The sequence below is a fragment of the Paenibacillus sp. 276b genome (genome assembly GCF_900107875.1).
Taxonomy (GTDB): Bacteria; Bacillota; Bacilli; order Paenibacillales; family Paenibacillaceae; genus Paenibacillus; species Paenibacillus marchantiae.
In genome coordinates, this window is the sequence record NZ_FNRR01000002.1 from 415,463 (window position 1) to 439,762 (window position 24,300).

At 46.7% G+C, this 24,300-nt stretch carries 23 protein-coding genes; 21 read left to right on the top strand and 2 right to left on the bottom strand.

All coding sequences use genetic code 11. The features are described 5' to 3' along the window. Positions 1-3 precede the first annotated feature (3 nt). From BLV50_RS12660 to BLV50_RS12740, 19 genes are all read left to right on the top strand, one after another. Positions 4-1,143 carry a baseplate J/gp47 family protein gene (locus BLV50_RS12660; protein ID WP_063564544.1) on the top strand — a complete coding sequence of 380 codons (1,140 nt, stop codon included), beginning with the start codon at positions 4-6 and terminating at the stop codon, positions 1,141-1,143. Continuing rightward, the gene (locus BLV50_RS32465) at positions 1,136-1,396 is read left to right on the top strand and encodes a hypothetical protein (protein ID WP_143038118.1); all 261 of its coding nucleotides are present in this window, start codon (positions 1,136-1,138) and stop codon (positions 1,394-1,396) included. The genes BLV50_RS12660 and BLV50_RS32465 overlap by 8 nt, the downstream gene beginning before the upstream one ends. After that, a complete protein-coding gene (locus BLV50_RS12665; protein WP_090808015.1) occupies positions 1,356-1,946 on the top strand; it encodes a YmfQ family protein in 591 nt (196 codons plus the stop codon). The genes BLV50_RS32465 and BLV50_RS12665 overlap by 41 nt, the downstream gene beginning before the upstream one ends. Next, positions 1,946-2,530 carry a pyocin knob domain-containing protein gene (locus tag BLV50_RS12670; protein ID WP_090808017.1) on the top strand — a complete coding sequence of 195 codons (585 nt, stop codon included), beginning with the start codon at positions 1,946-1,948 and terminating at the stop codon, positions 2,528-2,530. Before BLV50_RS12665 ends, BLV50_RS12670 begins: the two co-directional genes overlap by 1 nt. Further along, positions 2,531-2,839 (top strand): hypothetical protein, encoded by a 309-nt coding sequence (locus tag BLV50_RS12675; RefSeq protein ID WP_090808019.1) that lies wholly within the window; start codon positions 2,531-2,533, stop codon positions 2,837-2,839. After that, positions 2,839-3,363, top strand: a complete 525-nt coding sequence (locus tag BLV50_RS12680; protein ID WP_090808022.1) for a hypothetical protein — start codon at positions 2,839-2,841, stop codon at positions 3,361-3,363. Before BLV50_RS12675 ends, BLV50_RS12680 begins: the two co-directional genes overlap by 1 nt. 89 nt (positions 3,364-3,452) lie before the next feature. After that, positions 3,453-3,737 (top strand): hypothetical protein, encoded by a 285-nt coding sequence (locus BLV50_RS12685; protein WP_090808024.1) that lies wholly within the window; start codon positions 3,453-3,455, stop codon positions 3,735-3,737. After that, the gene (locus BLV50_RS32755) at positions 3,737-3,895 is read left to right on the top strand and encodes a hypothetical protein (RefSeq protein ID WP_090808026.1); all 159 of its coding nucleotides are present in this window, start codon (positions 3,737-3,739) and stop codon (positions 3,893-3,895) included. Before BLV50_RS12685 ends, BLV50_RS32755 begins: the two co-directional genes overlap by 1 nt. Before the next feature lie 76 nt (positions 3,896-3,971). Further along, complete coding sequence (locus tag BLV50_RS12695; RefSeq protein WP_090808028.1) at positions 3,972-4,466, top strand: phage holin family protein; 495 nt, start codon at positions 3,972-3,974, stop codon at positions 4,464-4,466. Positions 4,467-4,532: 66 nt separating this feature from the next. After that, positions 4,533-4,715 carry a hypothetical protein gene (locus BLV50_RS33085; protein ID WP_218135392.1) on the top strand — a complete coding sequence of 61 codons (183 nt, stop codon included), beginning with the start codon at positions 4,533-4,535 and terminating at the stop codon, positions 4,713-4,715. Positions 4,716-5,059: 344 nt separating this feature from the next. Next, the gene (locus tag BLV50_RS12700) at positions 5,060-5,989 is read left to right on the top strand and encodes a glycoside hydrolase family 25 protein (RefSeq protein ID WP_090808030.1); all 930 of its coding nucleotides are present in this window, start codon (positions 5,060-5,062) and stop codon (positions 5,987-5,989) included. 837 nt (positions 5,990-6,826) lie between these two features. Further along, on the top strand, positions 6,827-8,485 hold the full coding sequence (locus tag BLV50_RS12705) for an ABC transporter substrate-binding protein (RefSeq protein ID WP_371129246.1): 1,659 nt from the start codon (positions 6,827-6,829) through the stop codon (positions 8,483-8,485). A gap of 155 nt (positions 8,486-8,640) precedes the next feature. Then, positions 8,641-9,645, top strand: coding sequence for an ABC transporter permease (locus BLV50_RS12710; protein WP_090808032.1), 1,005 nt, complete (start codon positions 8,641-8,643; stop codon positions 9,643-9,645). Between the two features lie 24 nt (positions 9,646-9,669). Beyond that, on the top strand, positions 9,670-10,569 hold the full coding sequence (nikC, locus tag BLV50_RS12715) for a nickel transporter permease (protein ID WP_090808034.1): 900 nt from the start codon (positions 9,670-9,672) through the stop codon (positions 10,567-10,569). A gap of 1,155 nt (positions 10,570-11,724) precedes the next feature. Continuing rightward, positions 11,725-13,605 (top strand): molecular chaperone HtpG, encoded by a 1,881-nt coding sequence (htpG, locus tag BLV50_RS12720; RefSeq protein ID WP_063564526.1) that lies wholly within the window; start codon positions 11,725-11,727, stop codon positions 13,603-13,605. A 607-nt stretch (positions 13,606-14,212) separates the two neighbouring features. Beyond that, positions 14,213-15,628 carry a deoxyguanosinetriphosphate triphosphohydrolase family protein gene (locus tag BLV50_RS12725; protein ID WP_090808036.1) on the top strand — a complete coding sequence of 472 codons (1,416 nt, stop codon included), beginning with the start codon at positions 14,213-14,215 and terminating at the stop codon, positions 15,626-15,628. 30 nt (positions 15,629-15,658) lie between these two features. Next, positions 15,659-16,654: an LLM class flavin-dependent oxidoreductase gene (locus BLV50_RS12730; RefSeq protein ID WP_256337945.1), complete on the top strand. Its 996-nt coding sequence runs from the start codon at positions 15,659-15,661 to the stop codon at positions 16,652-16,654. A gap of 363 nt (positions 16,655-17,017) precedes the next feature. Further along, positions 17,018-18,730 carry a methyl-accepting chemotaxis protein gene (locus BLV50_RS12735; RefSeq protein WP_176854578.1) on the top strand — a complete coding sequence of 571 codons (1,713 nt, stop codon included), beginning with the start codon at positions 17,018-17,020 and terminating at the stop codon, positions 18,728-18,730. Positions 18,731-18,774: 44 nt separating this feature from the next. Continuing rightward, positions 18,775-19,749, top strand: coding sequence for a TRM11 family SAM-dependent methyltransferase (locus tag BLV50_RS12740; protein ID WP_256337946.1), 975 nt, complete (start codon positions 18,775-18,777; stop codon positions 19,747-19,749). A 137-nt stretch (positions 19,750-19,886) separates the two neighbouring features. Here BLV50_RS12740 and BLV50_RS12745 read toward each other — a convergent pair whose 3' ends face one another. Then, positions 19,887-20,843, bottom strand: a complete 957-nt coding sequence (locus BLV50_RS12745) for a D-2-hydroxyacid dehydrogenase (RefSeq protein WP_090808042.1) — start codon at positions 20,841-20,843, stop codon at positions 19,887-19,889. A 189-nt stretch (positions 20,844-21,032) separates the two neighbouring features. Here BLV50_RS12745 and thpR point away from each other — a divergent pair, with 189 nt between their 5' ends. Beyond that, positions 21,033-21,641, top strand: a complete 609-nt coding sequence (gene thpR, locus BLV50_RS12750) for an RNA 2',3'-cyclic phosphodiesterase (RefSeq protein WP_090808044.1) — start codon at positions 21,033-21,035, stop codon at positions 21,639-21,641. A gap of 130 nt (positions 21,642-21,771) precedes the next feature. Then, positions 21,772-22,629 carry a cell wall hydrolase gene (locus BLV50_RS12755; RefSeq protein WP_063564519.1) on the top strand — a complete coding sequence of 286 codons (858 nt, stop codon included), beginning with the start codon at positions 21,772-21,774 and terminating at the stop codon, positions 22,627-22,629. Positions 22,630-22,906: 277 nt separating this feature from the next. Here the strand turns inward: BLV50_RS12755 and BLV50_RS12760 are convergent, their stop codons facing one another. Further along, the gene (locus BLV50_RS12760; RefSeq protein WP_063564518.1) at positions 22,907-24,127 is read right to left on the bottom strand and encodes an MGDG synthase family glycosyltransferase; all 1,221 of its coding nucleotides are present in this window, start codon (positions 24,125-24,127) and stop codon (positions 22,907-22,909) included. Between the last annotated feature and the right edge of the window lie 173 nt (positions 24,128-24,300).

The following is a 24,300-nucleotide window of genomic DNA, read 5'->3' on the forward strand; positions in this document are numbered from 1 at the left end:
GGGATGGCTGAGATTCCGCGTTATTTGGAGGACCAGACGGAGGAACAGATTATGCAGCGTATGCTGGATCGTCTGCCCGCGGATCTGGACAAGTCGGAAGGATCTTTTCTGTGGGATGCGGAGGCTCCGGTTGCGTTTATGCTGTCTGAGGCGGCTTTGTGGGCGCAGGAACTGCTGCGGCGCGGCTTTGCGAGCACTGCGGCGAGCAGTGATTCGAATTTTCGTTCGGAGGAGCTCGATCTGCGAGCGGGGGAGCATGGGCTTACGCGACGGGCTGCGGTGGCGGCACAAGGTACGGTTAGATTCGTGGGTAGGCCGGGCAAGGTGATTCCTGCGGGTACAGTTGTGGCTACTTTGGCGGATGAAATCTCCGGTGAAGCTTCGCTCGAGTATGAAACGGTTGGTCGTGTGGAGTTGGGAGAAGATGGTCTGGGTAGTGTTGGCGTGCGAGCGCTCGTTGCCGGAAAAGAAAGCAATGTGCCTGCAGGCACCGTGACCGTGCTGTCTACACCCGTGAGTGGCGTTACCTCTGTAACTAACGTTGAGGTGATCAAAGGTGGTGCGGATATCGAGGCAGATATGGCGCTGCTGGAACGCTTTTATGCCAAAGTCCGCAACCAGGGAACCAGCGGTAACAAGGCGCAATATGTGCAATGGGCCAGTGAGGTGCCAGGTGTTGGTGCAACTCGTGTCATACCGCTATGGAAGGGGCCGGGCACGGTGGGACTGTACCTGCTGGATACGGACAAACGTGCCGCGGGAACCCATCTGGTGGCGGCTGTGCAGAAATACGTGGACCCAACGCAGGATGGACAGGGTGAAGGCGTTGCTCCTGCTGGTCCGGTGGTGACCGTGATGCCCGCAGAGGAAGTGCCGATGAACATCCAGGTGAAGCTGACGCTAGCGAGTGATGCGACGTTGGCAGATGTACGAGCGTTGATCGAACATGGGGTGACTGCGTATCTGAAACAGTTGGCTTTTTCCGATCCGCTTGTACGCTACACTCGAATTGCCGCGATCCTGCTCGACATTCCGCCGATTATCGACTATTCGGAGCTGACCGTAAACGGTGTGAGCGACCAGAATATCGAGATGACAGCGAGTCAGGTTGCGGTGCTGGGGACGGTGGATGTGCATGAGTAGCGCAGTGAAGATGGTGAAAGCGAAGTGCGGATGTGGAGGCAGCGGTAAGGTGGGACATCGGGAATATTCTGACTATACGGTATCTGGTTCAGCTGGAAATGAAGTAAGTGGTGGGCCAGAAGAGTGCTTGGGTCGTGAGGTAAGCGGCTCGGGAACTGAGCATTTGAGCGAAGCGGTTTGCATCGATGTGGAAGGAAAGGAGGATGCAGGTCATGAGTGCACCTTCTGCTGTACATGTTGGACTGACGAGTGAGAAAGGGCGGGAGTTGTTCTCGTATTTGCCGAGCTATTATGAGACTTCCCGCGTGATACAGGCGGATATGCAGTCCAAAGGGACCGAGATGGACCTGCTGTATCAGGCGCTAGATGAAACATTGGATCAGTTCTTTGTCCGCACGGCAACGTGGGGCTTGGATTTCTGGGAGCAGGAGCTTGGCATTGAGACGGATCGTCTCAAACCTGTGGATCAGCGGCGTGCGGTGGTCGAAGCGAAGCTGCGTGGCGCCGGAAAGTTTTCAGGGAGATTGGTTGCGAATGTCGCTGAGGCGTACGCTGGAGGCAAAGTAGATGTAACCTTTCAGCCGGAAGAGTGGAGCTTTACGGTGAGCTTTGTGGATACGATGGGCATCCCGCCCAATATTGACGATCTCAAACGCGCGATTGATGAACTAAAACCGGCCCACATGGCCGTAGAGTATGAGTATCGCTATCTGATCTGGGACGATTTGGATAAAAAACAGGTGACCTGGGATGAACTGGACGCCGCGTCCTTGACGTGGAATGAACTGGAGGTGTGGGCGTAATGCCAAAAGAAACGAATCGACTGAAATTGCCTCTGCCCTTAGGAAACGAGAACGTTACCCGGGAGAGTATTAATGGGATTTTTGAAAAAATTGATGCAGGCGTTGCGACACGGGAGGATTTGGAGACATTACGCCAAATGATGGGCGAGATGGACATCCCGGATGCATCCCTTACGGTAAAAGGTAAAGTGCAACTGTCAAATAAGATTGACGGTGACTCTGAAGAACTTGTACCTACTGAAAAGGCGCTCAATGATGCTAGATTAGCTGCTCAAAAATATGTAGACGATAAGCCATGGCAAAAGTACAAGCTCACACAGGATGATGGAATTGTCAAGGTGGTGGGGAGTTCGGATTTAAATGACTATTTGACCCCTGGATTTTATTTCAGTAGTGTGACTGCAAACGGCCCAATTCAAGGTTCTTTTTATATTGAGGTTATTATTTATTCTTCTTCGTTTTTATTACAAAGGGTTACGACTTTTATTAGTCCGTCAATCACTTATACGCGGATTAGAAATAATAACTCTTGGCATCCTTGGGTATTGCAAACACCAGAAGAAAATCTATGGGGGGCGTTATAGATGGCAGTAGTATCAAAACGATTTGCGAAAGGTCAGGCAACAACAACCCTTACTACAGTGTATACCGTTCCAGCGAATACAACCTCTTTTCTAAAAGCGCTCACCATTTGCAACACAGCAGCAAGCGGTGAAGTAGACTTTACAATGTTTCTAGGAGGGACGAAGATCATAAATAGTCACAAGATAAGGACATTTGACACGATTACTATTCCTTTTTTGGATCAAATCATATTAGCAGGTGAAACTATCCAAGTTCAATCAGCCGGTAACGCAACTTCATTTTTTATCAGCGGTAAAGAGGTGACGTAATGCCAGGTATAGATAACTACTCATTGGATAATTACGGTTTGGATGGTACGGATGTATTTCCGGCAACGACAGAACAGGCGTTGTATAGTGTGCCGGGTTTTAATACTCCACTAAATACAACAGTTGATAGATTGTTGTTGACTTTACCGAACGGATTCCGTAGTTTTAGTTTTGTTTCTAGTGATAATAATAGTCGACTAAACTGGGATTCTGTCTATACTATTCCGGGTCTGGTATTGAAAAATATCGGTGGGTCTACAAGTTCCGGTTATGAATTTCCTGATCAGTATGCTGCTCCTGCTTACTTCTTGAATATTGTTTTGGATGTAGTAAATAAAAGATATCAACATATTCAATACGATGTATCGAATAGTAGAATGATTAGGTCAGTATGGACATTTGGGTCTATTGATAAGTCAGTAGATTTTAATCAGCCACTAGGGATTTATGTGAGAGCAAGGAGAACAAATGCCGAAGTGGGAAATGTATGGGCATCACTAACGGGACAATCATTCTTTAGTTAATGGAGGGATATGAGATATGGAATTCTATGCCAAGTGATGCGCTATTTTTGTGCCAACATATAGAGTATCGGGAAGGAGGTGACAATACAATGCAAACAGGTATGAGAATCATATATGATCAAGACAGGGAGATTGTACTTTCTTTCATGCCAAGTGATGGTTCGCCGCGGAAAGAAATCACAAAACTAGAACACATTGATTTGAAGTATGATGAGATCGATCTTAATATTTATTATATTGAGAAGGTCGATCTAGAAACCAAAAAGCCAGTCATTAAAAGGATTTGTCCCGAATTGACTCCAGAAGAGAAAATGAGGGAATTGGAAGATCAAATTTTATTATTAGCCAATGAAAATACAGGAGGGATTTTGTGATGGTGAACGAAGTCGTGGTACGTATTGCAGCAGCAAGAATATTGAATAAAGGACTCAACCCAAAGACAAGTCAAGTATACTTGCTTAATGACATTACCAATACTGATTATCGCCAGGTTATTGAGGATTACATTTTAGAAAAAACTGAAGGAATTTAACGAGCGTACCCAAGTGGTGCGCTTTTATTATTCCCTCTGGAGCAGCTGGTATTTAAAAACCAAAGGAGGTGAAACCATGGAACGATGGGACACCCTATGGAAATGGCTCCTCGCCCTAATAACCAGCTCAGCAACCTACTTCTTTGGCGGCTGGTCTGCTGTGCTCGGCGTACTACTCGTGTTCGTCATCCTCGATTACCTAACAGGCATCGCGGCGGCAGGCATGACTTGCAAGTTGGAGAGTAATGTCGGGATGTTCGGCATTGCGCGAAAGGTATTTATTTTTGCAATGGTATCGGTGGCTCATCTGGTGGACGGTGTTCTGGGGGACGGACATTTGTTCAGGGATGCGGTTGCCTTTTTTTATATCGCAAATGAGTTATTGTCCATTATCGAAAACGGGGGCAAATTAGGCGCGCCGATTCCGCCTGCGATCCGGCAGGCTATTGAAGTGCTCAAGGGTAAGGGAGGAGACGGGGGGATTCCCGGCAAGTATACTCCTGATTACAGAGAATCTTTTGTACAGTCAGATGATAAGGATGTTGAACAGAACAGAGATGAAACGAAGTAAAGACTATTCATTCAAATATGTCCTGTAATAAGAGAGAGAAAATATTTGAATCGATAATCTGATCCATTGGATACAAGTAGTAAAGGAGACGGAATCGATTCTGAGGAAGCGATAGCGGTCGCCTTTGTCTCCGAATTGCTAACCTTTAAGAAAATGAATCAAGAAAATTTGGAGACAACAACGATCGGAAGAACGATCCGTATCTGGAACGGTAACGTACCGACTCGGTATTTTTCCTTAGTGAGTTGATGGAAACCCAATAGACTACCGATAGAAGTTAGATAGCACCGACATAGAATACGAAGCAGACTGACCAAGCAGCACCTGATCTTACCCAAATAGCAATACCCACATAACCCATAGCCATACGACTTACCTTTTACCAACAACAAGGGACACGCACACAAGCAACTCCCGATCCCCAAGCATTAACTATAGGAGCATTTTGCATCAATCAAGAGAGTGACTTCCAATCAGCAATGTATAGATCAGAATGATCTAATCTGTCTATACTTGTACCCGGGAGCGCTTGAATCGAATGATGCAAAATGCTGATACAAACGGCAATTTGCCGCATAAAGGGTGTGAGAAACATGCAAACAAGAAGCTCGGGCAACACGCAGGGCATAGACGTTTCCCGTTACCAGGGCGCGATCGATTGGGCCAAAGTGAAGGCAAGCGGTATGACGTTTGTGTTCATCAAGGCGACCGAAGGGCAGACGTATACGGATCCGAATTTCCAAACCAATGTGACTGGCGCACTGGCGGCGGGCATGCTGGTAGGGACGTACCATTTTTTTCGCGCAACGACTAGCGATGGTGCCAAGGCTGAAGCGGCGCATTATGCCACGACACTGCAAAAAGTAGGAGGCGCCAAGGCGCTGCAATTACCTCCTGTTATGGACTACGAGAACAATCCGGGTAACCTGAGCAAAGCTCAGATCAACACGGTAGCCAAGGCTTTTTTAACGGAATTGCAACGTCTCACGGGTGTGAAACCGATCATATACACGGGCAATTCATTTGCTGGCAATTTTGAACCTTCGATGAACTCATACGATCTATGGATTGCGCGTTACAGCAACACACGTGTACCAGAAGACCAGCCGGCCTGGAAACGTTGGACGTTCTGGCAGTATACGGACTCGGGCAAGGTGAACGGGATCAGCGGCAATGTGGATATGAACGAGTTCCAAGGATCGGCAGCGGAATTGAAAGCAAAATATGCAACAGCAACACCAAAGCCACCCGAACCAACCAATCCCACGAATCCAACCGAACCACCGAAAGGGGGCGAACCGATGACAGCCGAAGAGAAAGCAGCGTTTGATGCGTTGAAATCCCAGGTCGATAAATTGCAGGCGCGCCAGCAGATGGAAGTTCCAGTCTGGGCAAAAGCGGCCGTTGACGCAGCACTGGCATATGACACCAAAAATCCGTTGTTCACCATCGATAGTGGGGCGAGTTATGATTTTTACCGTTTTATCACGGTCATGTACCGCAGAGGTTTATTCAAAAAATAAGCTGACCTAACATAAAAATATAAGTTGGACCTGGTTTTAAAAGAGGGAACACAACAAGGGACACACGACACTTTTTGTCGAATAGTGTTCCTTTTTTGTGTTTTATGTAAATGATATTGACATATATAATAAAGTTGAAGACTTATGTCCGTAAATCTCTTGTCTAATTGATGAATGTGATGTAAAGTAAGTTACACGAAATCGTTTTTCACCACTGTTTATTTACACAAACCTCCTCATCATGACAAGACTTTAACATGAAAAGTTATTGTAATGTCTCCCTGTTGTAAAATCCAACATCTCTAGATCAATCTCACAACGTATTGAAACAATCCAATCCAACCTGCTTGAGAAACCACTTAAATGTCCTGTTTACCAACTTTCTGTTCCGGCTAATCGCCATCATTAGACGTTGCCAATTACACTTTAGCCATGACGTTTAACTCGCAGTCAAACCCTAAGCCAAGCCTTTAGCCAAACTGCATACCAAATTCCATACCAAACAACACTACCGTTCTCTCTAAATCAGTCTTTTAAGCCGCCACCAAGTCCGTACCATTCTACTGTTGCTTATTGACCTAAGTTCAATTATTACGCAACAACCACAGGCATTTACAACTCGTCACATCATCCGAAAAAACTTACAAAATGTGTACGGTTACATCCGTTTTTACATTTCATATATACTCCTCAACTTATCTAAACACCCATCCCAGGTATCAAAGGCATCTAAAGCCTTTCATATGATACAAAGCACCAAACCGATCGATTGTAATCATTGGAGTTTTTTCACGCCAGTATCACACACATTATGAGACAGGGAAGGGTGTTGTACGTATGCGAATGAGAAAAAAGTGGTTATCCGGGGTCATGGCAATGGCCATGAGCACAGTGTTGATTCTATCGGGCTGCTCCAGCGCCAGTAACGAGGGTACAGGCAATTCCCCCGTTCCGGCGGAAGGTAGCGAGCCTCCAGCAGAAGTGGCAGCACAGGATACAATGATTATGGGACGCGGCGGAGATTCTGTGGCGCTGGACCCGGCAATCGTTACGGATGGGGAGTCGCTGAAGATTGGACATCAGGTATTCGACTCATTGCTGGACTACAAGGAAGGTGGAACTGAGGTTGTTCCTGCACTGGCTGAAAGCTGGGAGATTTCGGCGGATGGACTCAAGTATGACTTCAAGCTGAAGTCCGGCGTGAAATTCCACGATGGTACCGACTTCAACGCAGACGCTGTGGTGTTCAACTTCAACCGATGGAGTGATCCGGCCAGTGAATATAAATTCGAGGGAGATTCCTTCGACTATTATGATTCCATGTTTGGTCCGGAAGATGGACGCGTGATCAAGGAAGTGAAGGCGATTGACGAGACAACGGTCGAGTTCACCCTGAACCAGCCTCAAGCGCCTTTCCTGCAAAACATTGCGATGACGCCATTTGGCATTGCAAGTCCAACTGCGATTCAGGAGAAAAAGGAGAATTTCAAGAGCGAGCCAGTAGGCACAGGCCCGTTTGTATTCAAAGAGTGGAAGCGGAACGACTCCATCACCCTGGAGAAGAATCCGAATTATTGGAAAGAGGGACTGCCGAAGCTGAACAAAGTGATCGTGCGTTCGATTCCGGATAATACGGCTCGCTTCAATGCGCTGCAAAACGGAGAGATTGATATCATGGAGGATCTGAACCCGGACGATCTGTCCATCCTTGAGGGAAATAGTGAGCTGCAAAAAATCGAGCGTCCACCATTTAACGTGTCATACATTGGCTTCAACTTTAAGAAAAAACCGTTTGATAACGTGAAAGTAAGACAAGCGCTCAACCACGCGGTAAACAAACAGGGCATTATCGATGCTTTCTTTGCCGGACAAGCGCAGCCAGCGGTGAACCCGATGCCGCCAACGCTGTGGGGGTATAACGACAGTATTGAGGACTATGCTTACGATCTGGAAAAAGCAAAAGCGTTGCTTGCCGAAGCTGGCTACCCTGACGGATTGCCTGACCCGGTAACATTCTATGCAATGCCAGTATCCCGGCCGTATATGCCTGACGGCAAGAAGGTTGCCGAAGCGATCCAGGCCGATTTTGAGAAAATCGGAGTGACCGTCAACATCGAATCACCGGAGTGGGCGACGTACTTGGATGATGCCAAAGCTGGGGAGAAAGACGACATTTACATGCTCGGCTGGACTGGTGATAACGGTGACCCGGATAACTTCCTGTACACGCTGCTGGATAAGGATGCAATCCCGGGTAACAACCGCAGCTTCTACGTAAACGAAGAATTGCATATGTTGCTGACGAGTGCGCAGAAAGAAACGGATCAGGACAAACGTGCGGAACTGTACAAGCAAGCGCAAGTTATTATTAAGGAAGATGCTCCATGGATTCCACTTGTGCACACCACTCCTATTCTGGCAGGTAAAGCGAACCTGAAGGATTTTGTACCGTCCCCATTGGGCACGGAATCCTATGCTAATGCCTACTTCGAATAACTTATGTATGAGCTGAACTTAGTATTAAATAGGAACCATTAGTTCAAAGCGCTGGCGTACACGCAATGCTTGGCAGAACCCACATCAGGATGTAACGATCTAAAGCATGCATGTCTGCCAGCGCTTTTTATACGTTAAAGGCAGGTGAATGAGGAGTGAACAGTTACATCGTCAAACGTGTACTCGTGTTACTGCCCGTGCTGCTGGGCATGACCCTGATCGTCTTTTCCATTATCCACGCCATTCCGGGTGATCCGGCCGAGACCATACTCGGGCAAAAGGCAACCGAACAATCCAAGCAAGCTCTGCGTGACCAGCTCGGACTGGACAAACCCTGGTTTCAACAATATTTTGCTTATCTGGGCAATTTGTTTAAGGGAGATCTGGGCACATCCATCCGCACCAAGGTTCCCATTGCCCAGGAAATTGTGCCCTATCTGACAGCGACCCTTGAATTAACGATGGCGAGTATGCTGTTTGCGATCATTATCGGCGTGAATGCAGGAATTGTCAGTGCGTGGAAACATAACTCGTGGTTCGATTACTGCTGTATGGTCATTGCATTGGTGGGTGTATCGATGCCGATCTTCTGGCTTGGGTTGATGGAGCAGTGGCTGTTTGCTAACAAACTGCACTGGCTGCCATCCATCGGCAGGATGAATGCGCGCGATCCCATTGAAGCCATTACGGGCTTGTATGTGCTGGATACGATGATTGCCGGACGCTGGGATCAGCTGTGGACGGTAACGAAACATTTGCTGCTGCCAAGTATCGCTCTCGGCACGATTCCAATGGCCGTTATTGCCCGGATGACGCGTTCCAGCATGCTTGAAGTAATGAGTTCGGATTATATCCGAACCGCGAAGGCGAAGGGACTTGGCCCGTTTTTCGTCATATATGGACATGCATTGAAAAATGCGTTTATTCCCGTGCTCACCGTCATCGGCATACAGACCGGATCTTTGCTGGGTGGAGCCGTACTGACCGAAACGATCTTTGCGTGGCCCGGTGTAGGTCGCTATATATATGAAGCAATTAGTTCGCGGGACTATCCGGTGATCCAGAGCGGCATTCTAATTGTGGCCTTTTTTTTCGTAGTAATCAACCTGATTGTGGACTTGCTGTACGCTGTATTCGATCCTCGGATTAGTTATAAATGAGTATGAACAGAAGGGAGACGCCGCATGGCCAAATTATCGACCAATACCGGAGCATCTGTTGACGCCGCGTCGGCACCTGCCTCGGGTCCATGGCGGGAAGCCTGGAGAACGTTTCGGAGAAATCGGCTTGCGCTAGCAGGCTTGATTATTATCGTTTTTTTCATCCTGTTGGCCTTTGCTGCCCCGTACATTGCCCCGTATGATTACAAAGAGCAGGTACTCACAGATCGTTTGCAAGCCCCTTCGGCAGAGCATTGGTTCGGTACCGATGATCTCGGGCGTGACGTTTTTTCCAGAGTGCTGCATGGAGCGCGCATTTCATTGTGGGTTGGTTTCTTTTCTGTTGTTGGCTCTATTATTGCGGGCGCATTGCTCGGTCTGATTGCTGGATATTATGGAAAATGGGCAGACATGCTCATCTCGCGTTTGTTCGATATCTTGCTCGCTTTCCCAGCTATCCTATTGGCAATCGCCATTGTGGCGATTCTCGGCCCGTCTTTGCAAAATGCACTACTCGCGATTGCAATCGTGAACATCCCGACCTACGGACGACTGGTGCGTTCAAGGGTACTTAGCTTGAGACAGGAGGAATTCATTACGTCAGCGCGTACGCTGGGGGCTGGCAATATGCGAATTTTGTTCCGGCACATCTTGCCCAATAGTCTCACCCCGCTCATCGTACAAGGTACCCTGGGGATTGGAACAGCGATTATTGAAGCAGCTGCGCTTGGGTTCCTCGGCATGGGGGCGCAACCCCCAGACCCGGAATGGGGCAAAATGCTGTCGGATTCGCGCCAGTTTCTGCAAAAAGCACCGTGGACGCTGATTTTCCCCGGACTTTCCATCATGTTCACAGTGCTTGGTTTCAACTTGCTCGGGGACGGCTTGCGCGACACCCTTGATCCAAAGATGGCCAAAAAGTAGAAGATTGCATCTCCAACCGTAACCGTATCTCTATCTCTGTAACTCTAACTTTTGCTGTAACGCTGCTTGAACGACAACGCTAACCGTAAGTGTAACTTGTAGCTGTAACACCAACTTCTGTTCCAAATCTATCGAACCTAGGAAGCCTTATTCTGCGATTTCTTGCCAATTTGCCAATCTAACGAATTCACGCTATTTCGCGGAAAACCAGTGGAAAGTCTCGAAAGGTCGGCTAAGGGTAAAAATAGCGTGTCTACGATTCTTTAGATTGCGAAATCATCCTAAAAAGACCAATTAACGTCTGTAAGTTTTCTTAGTGCGTGGATTGTCACTGTCACCCGCCCAAGACAGTCAACCAGCTGGCCAGTTACTACACAGCAAGGTGGATGCCCGTTCGAAATACATTAAATGGGAATGATGTGATAATAGCTACTATTCCTACATTACGATCTATCTCCAAGCCGGTTCGAACTGTGGTTCGAGGCGGCTTTTGTGTTGCATGATGTATTGAGCTAAAATGGGTAGAGATGCGCAAAACTTAAAGTGTTACTCTATGATTTTGCTAAAATAACCGCCATCGTATTGACACCCAATTTTCCCATATGTTATATAAAAGGAAGGGTTTAGCACTCCGATCATCAGAGTGCTAACAAATGATGTTTTTAATACACGACTACATATGGAATGATTGTGTTTTGAATATGGATTAAGTTAACTTTAAATAGGTTATGAGAATGGAATGAGCTAGAAAAGGCCTGGCACGCGAAAGATTGATCACTAGATTTTTAATTGATAAAAATCTCAATGTTTAAAATCAGTTCCTGATCAGATGCAAAAGTAGTGGAGGGGACGAAATCGATTTGGAGGAAGCGAAGCGTTCGCCTTTATCACTGAATTTCTCCCTTTTCAAAAAGGGAATCAAAGAAATTCGGGGATAACAGCGATCCGAAAAACGATTCGTAACCGGAACGGCTAGACCGCAGAAAATCATGCACTTATTTTAAATGAACGATTGAGTGAATCAAAATAATCTAGTGATCAAAGCGATTGAAGGCTTTTCTAGTAACGTAATATTCTGCATGGGAGTATTCAAAGGTTTACTTTCTATATTCAACCAATTCATTCTATCCCCAATTTGAAAGGAGACACCCATTCATGGCTAAAAAAGAATTTCAGGCTGAATCCAAACGCTTGCTAGATATGATGATCAACTCCATTTACACCCAAAGAGAAATCTTTTTGAGAGAACTGATCTCCAACTCCAGTGACGCCATTGACAAAATATATTACAAAGCACTGACTGACGATACACTCGTCTTCAACAAAGAGGACTACTACATCAAGCTCACCATTGATAAAGAGAACCGTACACTTACGCTGACCGACACAGGAATCGGGATGACCCAAGAAGAGTTGGAGAACAATCTGGGAGTTATCGCGAAGAGTGGCTCGCTGGCGTTCAAGAAAGAGAATGAAGCCAAAGACGGCCACAACATCATCGGACAATTCGGGGTTGGTTTCTACTCCGCATTTATGGTGGCGGACAAGCTGACGGTAACGAGTAAAACGCTGGGCAGCGACGAAGCATGGAAATGGGAATCCGAAGGTGCGGACGGATACACGATCTCTCCAGCCGAGAAAGATTCCGTGGGTACGGAAATCGTCTTGACGATCAAACAAAATACTGAAGAAGATTCGTATGACGAATTTTTGGAAGAGTATCGCCTCAGATCCATCATCAAGAAATACTCTGACTTCATTCGCTACCCGATCAAGATGGATGTGACAGGTCAGCGTGCAAAAGAGGGTACAGAGAACGAGTTCGAAGAGTACAAAGAAGAGCAAACCGTGAACAGCATGGTGCCGATCTGGCGTAAAAATAAAAGCGAACTGACCGAAGAAGACTACAACAACTTCTATATGGAAAAACGCTACGGTTTTGACAAACCGCTAAAACATCTGCACATCAGCGCGGATGGCGCAGTGGTATATAATGCAATCCTGTTTATCCCGGAGAATACACCGTTTGATTATTATACAAAAGAGTATGAAAAAGGGCTTGAACTGTACTCTAATGGTGTATTGATCATGGATAAATGCGGTGATTTGCTGCCAGATTACTTCGGATTTGTAAAAGGTATGGTTGATTCCGAGGATCTGTCTCTGAACATTTCCCGTGAAATGCTCCAACACGATCGTCAACTCAGTCTGATTGCGAAGAACATCAAGAACAAGATCAAGAGCCAACTGCAAAGCTTGCTCAAGGACGAGCGTGAGAATTACGAGAAATTCTATCAAGCGTTTGGCCGTCAGCTGAAGTATGGCGTATATAGCGACTATGGCGTGAATAAGGATACCCTGCAGGATCTGCTTTTGTTCTCTTCTTCCAAAGAGAAGAAATTGGTTAGTCTGGACGAGTACGTTTCCAGAATGCCGGAAGATCAGAAGTACATCTACTACGCATCCGGTGAATCCATTGAACGGATTGAGAAGCTGCCACAGATCGAGGGTGTACTCGACAAAGGTTATGAAGTATTGTACTTCACCGACGACATTGATGAGTTTGCAATCAAGATGATCACGAATTATAAAGAGAAAGAATTCAAATCCATCTCCAGCGGTGACCTGGGCATCGAGGACAGTGCAGATAAAGAAGAGACGGACGCACAGGACAACGACAACAAAGAGTTATTCGAAGCAATGCAAGCACAGCTCGGCGGCAAAGTAAAAGCTGTTAAAGCTTCCAAACGCCTGAGAAGCCACCCGGTATGTTTGTCCACTGAAGGTGAGCTGACGATTGAGATGGAGAAAATCCTGAAAGCCATGCCGAACAGCGAAAATGTACAGGCAGATAAAGTGCTGGAGATCAACGTAAATCACGATGTCTTCAAATCCCTCAAAGACGCATTCGCACAGGATAAAGAAAAACTAAGCCTTTACACAAGCTTGCTGTATCATCAAGCATTGCTGATCGAAGGACTGCCAATTCAAGACCCGGTAGAGTTCACCAACGATATCTGCAAAGTTATGGTCTAACATCGCTGTACTATCATTTCCACCCGACAGGGCATTTCCGTCCTGTCGGTTTTTTTGTTTTTACCTCCTTACCCATACCGGGGAGGGGATGGGGAAGACAGACTATTATTGAAGTGATGAATGAAAATTCGGATGATATATGCATTGTAATCATTGATAATAAAGTCTCGTTATAAGAATCTTACATGTCATTGGGATTTGTTAATAAGAAACAGCCGAAAGTAGTGAAGGGGACGGAATCGATTTTGAAGAAGCGCAGCGTTCGCCTTTGTCTCCGGGTTTTCCCCTTTAAAAAGGGAATTCAGAAAACCTGGGGACAACAGCGATCGGAGAAACGATCCGTAACCGGAACGGCTACTACGCACAGCGAGTACTTATTTGGTTTTTCTGTCTGCGGGTTGATGTGATGTAAATTGTGATTTCATTTTATATCATTATCATTTAGGTGCACGGATGATAGTCTGGCAGGGTATAATAAGAGAAGACGACTGTGCATCACAAGTTGATGTGAGAAGAGATGACAATCGCAGACAGGTTTTGCTTTTCGAAACTGCAGAATATGTGTATAATCACTCAAAATAGAGACAGTCGGCTAGGAGTGATCAACATGCAATGGAACGATCTGAGAGAACATAGACAATACCCTGAACTAACGAAACTGGACGGGGCTCGTGCAGCCTATGAGCGCGACTATTCCAGACTGATACATTCACCGACTTTTCGTCGGCTGCAAGGCAAATCGCAGGTGTTTGGCGCAGGAACGGGCGATTATTATCGCACACGATTGACCCACTCCCTGGAGGTGGCGCAGATTGCGCGAGAAGCAGCAAGAAGCTTGCTGCGTCGCTACCCGGAGGTGGAGTTGAACCAAGCGGACAGCCCCGGACTGATTATTGATTCGGAAGTGGTGGAGTGTGCCGCGATTGCGCATGACTTCGGTCACCCGCCTTTTGGGCATAAAGGGGAAGAAGTGCTGGATGGCATCCTCGATGATCTCATCAACACAGAGGTCAAGAAAATCATGAAGAAAAATCGCGGGGCCAAATCACCTCAACAGGAATCGGAAATTCGTGCAGAGCTCAAGCGGAAGTATGAGCACTTTGAAGGTAATGCGCATAACTTCCGTCTCATTATGTATTTGGAAAAACGGGAAGATATTGATGGGTTAAACCTGTCGGATGCGGTGCTGCTGGGCATCAATAAGTACCCGTATCCTGGCACGGAGAGCAAGAAAGGCATGTATCATCATGAATGGCAGTATATCCGCGAAATTCGTAATCGTTGGGACATTCCTGCTGGCAAAAAGACACTTGAAGCGCAGCTGATGGACCTCTGCGACGATATTGCGTATTCCGCACATGATCTGGAAGATGGCATTAAGGCAGGTAAAATCGAAGTACACGAGCATTTCCTGCAAGATCCACATATCAATCGATTGATTGTGGATAAGATTACCACACTGGAGGATCTGTTCTGGAACGGATGGACAAGGGAAGCGATTGGGAAAAAAGTCGAAGAAGTCCTCGCTTCGTTCCTGCGCATCTGGAATGAAAAGATGCCTTTCTGCGAGCATGATTACTCACGTACCCGCCGTGAGGTCAAGGCTTACTGGGTCAGCCTTTTTGTCGCTAGCCTGGGGGTTATTGATAACGGAGACTGGAAAAAGGTTACATTTGTCCGTGAAGGAGCCGAGGATCTCGATATGCTGCGCACGGTGAGTGTGCTTAAGAGCTTTGCCTGGGTGACCATGATTCGTGACCTGCGTGTGCAGAGGTTGCAAAAGCGCAGTGAATGGATGATCAAGCGTCTGTGGGATGCTTTCCTTGACCCGGAAACGTCCAAATCCATTATTCCATCCGATTGGCTGCAACGTTATGAGAAGGATCAGGCGAAGGCGAATCCGATCTGGACTTGGGAGCATATGGTGATTGATTATATTGCCGGGATGACGGATGCTTTTGCCGAGAAAATCTACAATGAACTTTATGGTCTCAAGGTCGGTTCCATCTACGATCTGGATTAGAGATAAGCGAGACGAAGGGAGATGAGACGCTTGGGTGCGAACATCAGTGGAAAATACAATCTGGGCGTACTTGACCTTGTTCCAAGGTTGAACGGCGCCACAGCAGAACAGGCGCTGCAACAATCCGTTAGACTTGCGAAGCATGCTGAAGCGTGGGGCTATTCAAGGTACTGGACGTCGGAGCACCATGACATGGACGAACTTGCATCAGCATCACCGGAAGTGCTGCTTGCCCATATTGGCGCGCGAACGAACACGATCCAGCTTGGCTCCGGTGCCGTACTGTTACCTCACTATAGCCCGCTTAAGGTAGCGGAGTCGTTTCGACTATTGGCGGCGCTATACCCGGGGCGCATTGAGTTAGGCTTGGGACGTGCTCCTGGGGGAGGTCCCCATGCAACGATGGCCTTGAGTGGCAATTACTTGCAACATGTGTCCAAGTTGCCTGAGTCGCTCGCTGCACTGACCGAACTGCTGGAAGATCGTTACACTTATGAGGAACATCCGGTGACGGCCCGTCCGATTCCGGAGCTTCCATTATCCTTATGGATGTTGGGTACAAACGTGAAGAGTGCTGAGTTTGCCGCTCGCTTCGGTATGGGGTATGTATTCGGACAATTCATGAGTGATGCGGATGGTACGGAGGCTGTGCGGCGTTATCGGGAGGGCTTTATCCCCAGCGCCAATAGGAAAGAGCCGGAGGTTATGGTTGCTGTAAGTGTGCTGTGTGTGGAGACGCAGGAAGAAGCGTTGTCCTGTAGCCGCGAAATGGCGGAGAAACGCAGAGCTGTTGGGAAAGAGATTCCAACGCAATCTGACAACATCAACACAAGTACCAGCACCAACGAAGGGACCGATGCCAATGAGAATGAAGTTCAACGGCATTATGCCGGTACATCGGCACAGGTTTGGGATCAGTTGCAGCAGGTGTGCCAAAGGTTGAATACGGATCAACTGCTTGTGGTGACAACTGGACCAGATTACGAGCGAAGGTTGGCATCTTACAAGTTGCTGGTGAACGCATAAGGGGGCGGCTGTTAGCCCGCTATGATACAAAGAATGGATGGTTCCATACCTGCCATCTGAATGGAGTGGAATTGTAAGAGCTGCAGATCGGATAATTGCCGTATGCTGCAGCTCTTTTTTGCTTCATTTTGGTCATCATTTTACATCATTCGATTCCGTTCTACAGATAGTGTGAAATAATCACAAGATTTTACAAAATACAGCATGTCTAAAACAAAAGAATGTTATAATACTTTACGTCTCTTTTCCTATAGATATAATATAGAAAAGAGTATTTTGCAAGATGCCAAAAGAAGGGTAAAACAACGACAAAAGCACCTAAAATACGGAAGTGGCCGAAGATGGGCACAAGGGGGAAATCACATGTTCAGCAGATTCAGGATCAAGAGTATCGGTCTGCGTATCAGCATCGCGTTCTATCTATTAATCCTCTGTTTAATTCTTCTTAGTGTCACGATTGTTACACAAATGAACTCGATGGAAAAAAACACGAATATGATCACCAATAACTGGATGCCCTCCATCCAGCAGATTAACCGATTGAATTATACAACAGAACATATTCTGTCATTGAGCTATCGTCACTTTGATGCACAGGCAGGGGCTAAAGCGGACCTTGCTGAAGAGCGCACCAAATACATTCGCGAAACGGCTCAGGCTATTAAAATATATGATCAACAGCAAAAGACGGCTGAAGAAAAAGAACATTGGGAAGCGTTAAAGACAAAGTGGGAAGCTTACCTCAAAATTAACACGCAATCAATTAAGCTGAGTGACGAAGGTCAGGAACAGCTGGCTAAGGAAGTATCCGAAAAAGGGGCCGCCTCCTTCGATGCCATGCAAGTCCATCTGGACTATCTGGTGGATTACAATCAGGAGCAGTCCGATCTCTCTGCGGCTCAGACGATCAGATCCGTCCAAGATGGACGAATCATTATCGTCATTGGTGTTCTCGTGATGATTATCATTACAGCAATTGCGATCCCTATTATCCGTTCACAAGTCGTTAAACCACTGCTTCGGGTGATCAGTGCCGTGAAACTGATTGCGGAAGGTCAATTGAATGTCCAGGACATACATACCAAACATGAAGACGAAGTTGGTGTACTTGCCAAAGCCGTGAATGACATGAAAGGTAATCTGACCTCGATGGTATTGAATGTCAGACGAATCGCTGAAGCCGTCAATCGTCAAAGCAGCGAACTGGCCATTTCCTCTGAAGAGGTTAAGATCGGCAGTCGCCAAATTGCCATAACGATGGAAGAGTCGGCAAAAGCGGCGGAGAGTCAGGCGGAAACGGCTGTTGAATCCGCCCGTACCGTCGAGGGGCTGAACGCAAATATTCAGCAACATTCGGAACAGGGGAATCAGCTTCGTCTGATGTCAGAACTGATTCTGAAACAAGGACAGACAGGTCGCGAGTCCATGGAGCAATCCGTGAACCAAATGCTACAGATTGCTGGCGCAGTTTCCTCTTCCATGAACAAGATGGAACAGCTGGACCGCAAAAACGAAGATATATCGCAGTTGGTTCAAGTTATTCATGACATTGCGCGCCAGACCAACCTGCTCGCATTGAATGCTTCCATTGAAGCTGCCCGTGCAGGAGAGAGTGGACGCGGATTTGCAGTTGTTGCAGCAGAAGTGCGGAAGTTGTCCGAAGCCGTTCGGACTTCTGTAGAAGAGATTACCGTCATCACCGAGGATATCCAGAAGGATTCTCAGGGTGTTGTTGAGGAATTGCGAACAGGTGTACTGGAAACAGAACGAGGGCAGCAGCAAGTACGTAATTCCGGCAATCTGTTCCGTACCATTAATGAGTCGGTAGAGGGTATGGTTCAAGTCATTGGTACAATGACGGATGGTCTGGAAGGCATGCAGGAAGCGAGCGGACGCATGAATGATTTCAGTCAACAAATCTCGGCAGTGTCAGAGGAATCCGCGGCAAGTGTTGAGGAAGTGTCAGCGTCAGCCGAAGAACAGGTGAGTTCAATGGAAACGATTAGCGGCAATATTCAATCCCTAAAAGATCTGTCCGAGGATCTGCTTTCTTCCATTGAAAAATTAAAAATATAAAACCTCTTCTTATAATAGAAGAAACATGAAGGACGGCTACCATATTGAGCTCTACAAACAGCAAAGATTCAGTTGTCGGAAGTTACGTATATACCTTCGCTTGCCATGAGAATGAACGTGCCCTATGTGAATTGGAATTGGAAACGATGCTCGTTCCTGGGACAGATATTGGTTCAGGAGATCACGCCTATGTTTGGTCCAATATTTGCATTCCACCAGGTAGAAGTCCGTTTGTCCGGGGCAGACTGGATGTGATGGCCGAAGCGGATACAGTGGCAGGTCTGAAACCTGTCGCTTCACAAATCGACCTGTCATCTGGTGAAACGTTCAAGGTTGTCTGCTTGAAAGAGGGCGATGACATGCCGGATTATGCGCATTCCCGTCTGCTGGAAAAAGAGCTGGGCATGTGCATTCAAGGCAAAGCTATGATGAAACAGCCTGACGTGACTTTTGGACTAATGCTATTGAATGGAAAATGGCTCTTCGGTCAATGGACAGAAGCCGATCGCTCGTGGAAAACCCATCATCAGAAGCCGCAAAATTACTCCACAGGCCTTGGTGTTACGTTAGCCAGAGCGTTAGTCAATATTGCTATTCCGCAAGTGGAGGGGCATCAGTTGCTCGATCCATGCTGCGGAATGGGAACCGTTGTAATTGAGGCATTGTCGATGGGAATTGAGGCCAAAGGAAATGATTTGAACCCTTTGGCAGTACAGGGTGCTCGCATTAATCTTCCTCATTATGGGTATGATTCAGCCAGAATTACCCTCGGGGATATGAATGATCTGGAAGGTTTCTACGATGCAGTTATTCTGGACATGCCATATAATCTCTGTTCTGTTCTTCCGGATGAGGAACAACTTGCCATGTTGACCAGTTTGAAGAGACTTGCAGGACGGGCAGTGATCGTTTCCACCGAATGGGTGGAGGGGCACATTCTGGATGCCGGATGGAACATCGACCAGTATCGAACGGTGAGCAAAGGTACGTTTATACGTCACATTTGGCTATGCACTTAGAACGACTGCGCTGAAAATAACTGAAAAAAACCTCCGTACCGGAAAAAATCCATTTTCCGGTACGGAGGTTTTTGATTTTCGTAGGGAAACTACCTTACATGAATTTGTACAATTTCACATAGGAACATCTAGCATTTTTAGTATTTATGACTATAATTCACCAGATTGAGCGGGAGGGTTTTTCCGGCGATATATGCTTCCAAATTTTGAACAAAAATATCAAGTGCCCGCTCGGTGTATTGCTCTGTACTGCCTGCAATGTGTGGCGTAATCAAGACGTTATCCTTACCCCATAGTGGATGGTCGGCAGGGAGCGGCTCCTCCTCGAATACGTCAAGTGCAGCAAAGGCAACCTGTCCACTGTCCAGTGCACCCAGCAGAGCTTCCGTATTCACGCTTGGGCCACGTCCCACGTTGACGAAACAGGAACCGGATTTGAAATGCTCAAATGCAGTCTGATTATAGATATGATGGGTTTCATCTGTGAGTGGCAAAATATTAATAACGTAATCGCCTTGCCCTAGTGCTTCGTGTAAGCTGGACATATTGTACATTTGGTCTACATTTGGAACGTCTTTTCCGGAGCGCCGAACCCCAATGACGTTCATGCCCAGTGCTTTGAGAATGCGCGCAGTTTCTGATCCAATCTCCCCCACGCCGACGATAACCGCTGTTTTGCCATGCAGTTCAGGAAGTGATTTGCCTGGGGATTTCCACTCCGCCTGCTGCTGGTGCAGCATTGCTTGTCTGAGCCAGCGGCTGTGGGACAACATCATGCCCAGAATAATTTCGGTAATGGGAATGGCGTGTACGCCATTAGCACTGGTTACCAATATACTTTTTTGTTCCAAATCTGAGAAAGGAAGGTTGTCCACACCTGCGGACCAGACCTGAACCCATTTCAATGGGCTATTTTCTTCAAGTGCATGTTCAGTTACCAGAGGAGACCAGCCTAAGATAATTTCGGCTTCTTTTAACTCCGATGTGTCAATCTCTTTGGCTTTGCCAACCGTAAGTGTATAACCTGGTGCTGCATCCAGAATACGTTGTTGCTGCTTTGTCGACAGGGATGGAAAACATACAATTTTACCCATAGTTAGTGGCCTCCTGAATTGAAATAAGTTGTGGTATTAGTGTAGCAGAAAAGAAGGTGATGTGCGTAAAAGGCAGGAATACAGCCTCTTGTGCAAATCCCAAAAATTGTGTCACTCTATACTTAACCAGCTTGAAACCATAGAGACGACTGTGAAATAATAAAACGAACTTTAGATGAGGTGTATACCATGAATAACTATTTACATTCACATACGGATCTTCCATCCCGACGGGAACGATTATTTATTGCACTCCGGGTGCCTGCACATATTCAGAATTCACTTCGGATGTCTGCGGAACAGGTGCAAGGAAAGCTAGATTTTCGCAAATGGACGGACTACCGGGATTATCATATTACATTGCAATTTCTGGGAGATATCCTTGTTAGTGACATTGGACAACTTCGGAAAGCGCTGCGTTCGGTAACGGCCGGGTTCCAGCCTTTTGAACTGCAATTATCCGGTTGGGGAACGTTCGGTTTGGAAGAGGCGCCAAAGGTGCTGTGGAAAGGTGTTGAAGGAGAAACGGATCAACTTCATCTTCTGCAAAAACGGATCGTCGACGCAACTTCCTCCCTTGGATTCGAGGCCGAATTAAGACCTTATTCTCCTCATATTACGATTGCGCGTAAATTTCTGGGTCAGGACCCAGGAAATGAAGATAAAGGGATATTTAAAGTGCTTCCAGGGCAATTTTTAAGTGTTAATTCTTGGATGGTGCAAGATTTTGTGCTTTATGTGACACAGCCAGGTCAGGCGCCGATGTATGGGGTTGTGGATACGTTTTCTTTTTCCTGAAACTCATTGATATGACATAAAATCACATTGACATTACGTTATTCCCTATGTAATATTAGCCATCGTTATTCAAATTCTTTTTTTGTGGTTACTTAGATTAGGGAATTGTTTCGACAGGAGGAATCTTCGAATGGATATTATAAGCAAGAATCGTTGGGTGGCACCGATGTTATCTGTGCTGCTTGTATGTATAGTGGGGGCTAACGTCGTTCAAGCGACTGGTAAGTGGAATGAGGCAAGTGATAGCAAACAGATGACCGAACTTGCGGCATCTGCAGAAAATAGCGAAAATTCTTTTAGCGGAGACAGGCGAATGATGGAAGACGGGACAAGTCTATCTACTGATGCGTCTATTCAGACTGATAACTGGACCAATTCGCTCCCGGCCAAGAACTGGCTGACGGCTGCCCAAGAAGAGCAGGAACAGAAAGAAGCCAAGGCTAAACATGCGGCCCGAGCTGCAGCTGCGGCCAAAGCGAAGAAAGAAGCTGCTCTGAAATTGGCCAAGATTGAGCATGCCAAAGCGTTAGCTGCAATTACGACTCCCCCCCAAAAACTTTACTTTACACGGACCAAACTCCTGAACCAGGAAGACTCGAAACTTGCAACCTGGTCATACAGTGTGTCCGATAAAGAGCTGCTTCTGCTGCAAAAAATCGTCATGGCAGAGGCGGAAGGTGAACCGTACGAAGGCAAAGTGGCAGTTGCCAATGTTGTCTTAAACCGGCTGCGGTCAGCCAATTTTCCCGATACCATTTACAAAGTAATCTACCAGAAATCTCAATTCAGTCCTGTAGCGAACGGGCGCTTGAAACGTGTTACTCCTAATGAGGACAGTATCAAGGCAGTTAATGCAGCGTTGAATGGGAAAAAGGAAGTCGCCGATGATACGTATTATTTCTTGTCATTGACGCTTGCGGATGATCTGACAGTGGCTCGCTCCCAGAAAAAAGTAAAAACGATCGGGCATCATACTTTTTACAAGTAATTGACCTGTAAATTCTGCAAACAGGCAGGGTAGTTAACTATGTATTTGCTACATAGACCTTGAAAAGCCCTGTAATGCAGTTTTATTTCGTCGTTTTTAATTTCATTGGTGATTAGAGTTTGTTATTTAAATTACCCTTTTTTGCAGCAAATCATACGTATATATGAATGAAATAAAAGAAGGTTCCCTTCCGGATCATTGGAGGGGAACCTTCTTTATGCATGTCCTTAAGAGATAAAACATCCTCGTAGAACGACTATAAGGGGTCATAGAGCTGCTAGAATGGGATTCGGGTACCTGACAGCGAAGTTGCCCCAAATCCGGCTGTGAGGCGTTCCTTAGGTGCGGATGTGACTTCCGCTGTAGCCGGGAACAATAAATCATGGACAGCCTGGGCACAACACGTTGGATCGTAGGTGTTTCTGCTCCCTGGTTTGTGGACTGATTTCAGCTGGCTTTCAGCTTCACGTGGTGCATAGATCTGCTCACACAAATGCCTGAAGCGATCGGCGATAACGTCAGCAGAGTGAATGACTTGGCCGTATCCGGCTTGTACAAAATATTCACAGTTCTCTTCTTCCTGTCCCGGCAATGGAGGTACGAATAACATCGGCAGGCCTTTAGCCAATGCTTCTGTACAAGTCATGCCACCTGGTTTCGTAATGAGAACATCGGATACGTCCATCAGTTTGCTGACCTCACGGGTATACCCAAGAATGCGTATATTCGGATGTTGGAAGCAGGACATTTCCTTCAGCTTGGCAATCATTTTCTCATTGCTTCCCAGACAGAACAGCAGCTGTACACGATCCGCCCATGATGTGAGGGCCTTCATGTGCTCTTCATCAAAGGAAAGACCCCATCCGCCACCCATTAGCAGAGCAGTGGGCATGTTCTGAAGCCCCATTTCCTGTCGGAGGCTTACCTTGTCTCCTGCTTCCCAGAAGTCAGGATGAACAGGAATACCGGTGATTTGGATGCGAGAGGGTTCAACACCCCTGATCTCAAGCAGAGCCTTTACCTGAGGTGTGGATACCAAATATTTGTTGACCTCGGGATTAATCCACGTTGCATGTACGTCGTAGTCTGTGACCAGCGTATATAGTGGAATATTAAGTCCCTGACGTTTCAGTCGTGAGATGACCGCATTCGGAAATGGATGGGTACAGATTACGGCATCGGGTTTCAATTGGGATACGACTTGAGCCGTCTGTGTATAGAAAATCCGGTGCAAGGCCAGTTTGGTAAATCCGTTTAATGATTTGTTATATTGTGTCCGATACAGCAGACTGACCAGCTTGGGCTGAACGGTTAGTGTCTTGCGGTATGCGGACAGAATAAGCGGAGCCATGGTTGGATTTAAAAATTTGCCGAGCTCAATGACCCGACTATGCACATGTGGACTGACTTTCTTAATGCCGCTTGCGAGCGCATGGGCGGCCTGGGTGTGACCGGTGCCGAAACCTTCGGATAACAAGAGCACTCTTGGTTTTCGCATGAGTTCACCTTTATTCATCAATTTAAATTTAACATTCACAGTTATACCGCACGTTGCATTACTACATGAATATACAGCGAAGCGGAAAATCATGTTCATTCGTTACATATTTACACTATAGTTAATGTTCTGATACATCAAAACTTCGTCTTTATCCGTGTTATTGGAGTCAT

Coding starts and splice junctions, on each gene's coding strand:
- BLV50_RS12660 (WP_063564544.1), top strand. CDS start 4: ATGGCTGAGATTCCGCGTTATTTGGAGGACCAGACGGAGGAACAGATT.
- BLV50_RS32465 (WP_143038118.1), top strand. CDS start 1,136: ATGAGTAGCGCAGTGAAGATGGTGAAAGCGAAGTGCGGATGTGGAGGC.
- BLV50_RS12665 (WP_090808015.1), top strand. CDS start 1,356: ATGAGTGCACCTTCTGCTGTACATGTTGGACTGACGAGTGAGAAAGGG.
- BLV50_RS12670 (WP_090808017.1), top strand. CDS start 1,946: ATGCCAAAAGAAACGAATCGACTGAAATTGCCTCTGCCCTTAGGAAAC.
- BLV50_RS12675 (WP_090808019.1), top strand. CDS start 2,531: ATGGCAGTAGTATCAAAACGATTTGCGAAAGGTCAGGCAACAACAACC.
- BLV50_RS12680 (WP_090808022.1), top strand. CDS start 2,839: ATGCCAGGTATAGATAACTACTCATTGGATAATTACGGTTTGGATGGT.
- BLV50_RS12685 (WP_090808024.1), top strand. CDS start 3,453: ATGCAAACAGGTATGAGAATCATATATGATCAAGACAGGGAGATTGTA.
- BLV50_RS32755 (WP_090808026.1), top strand. CDS start 3,737: ATGGTGAACGAAGTCGTGGTACGTATTGCAGCAGCAAGAATATTGAAT.
- BLV50_RS12695 (WP_090808028.1), top strand. CDS start 3,972: ATGGAACGATGGGACACCCTATGGAAATGGCTCCTCGCCCTAATAACC.
- BLV50_RS12700 (WP_090808030.1), top strand. CDS start 5,060: ATGCAAACAAGAAGCTCGGGCAACACGCAGGGCATAGACGTTTCCCGT.
- BLV50_RS12705 (WP_371129246.1), top strand. CDS start 6,827: ATGCGAATGAGAAAAAAGTGGTTATCCGGGGTCATGGCAATGGCCATG.
- nikC (WP_090808034.1), top strand. CDS start 9,670: ATGGCCAAATTATCGACCAATACCGGAGCATCTGTTGACGCCGCGTCG.
- htpG (WP_063564526.1), top strand. CDS start 11,725: ATGGCTAAAAAAGAATTTCAGGCTGAATCCAAACGCTTGCTAGATATG.
- BLV50_RS12725 (WP_090808036.1), top strand. CDS start 14,213: ATGCAATGGAACGATCTGAGAGAACATAGACAATACCCTGAACTAACG.
- BLV50_RS12735 (WP_176854578.1), top strand. CDS start 17,018: ATGTTCAGCAGATTCAGGATCAAGAGTATCGGTCTGCGTATCAGCATC.
- BLV50_RS12745 (WP_090808042.1), bottom strand. CDS start 20,843: ATGGGTAAAATTGTATGTTTTCCATCCCTGTCGACAAAGCAGCAACAA.
- thpR (WP_090808044.1), top strand. CDS start 21,033: ATGAATAACTATTTACATTCACATACGGATCTTCCATCCCGACGGGAA.
- BLV50_RS12755 (WP_063564519.1), top strand. CDS start 21,772: ATGGATATTATAAGCAAGAATCGTTGGGTGGCACCGATGTTATCTGTG.
- BLV50_RS12760 (WP_063564518.1), bottom strand. CDS start 24,127: ATGCGAAAACCAAGAGTGCTCTTGTTATCCGAAGGTTTCGGCACCGGT.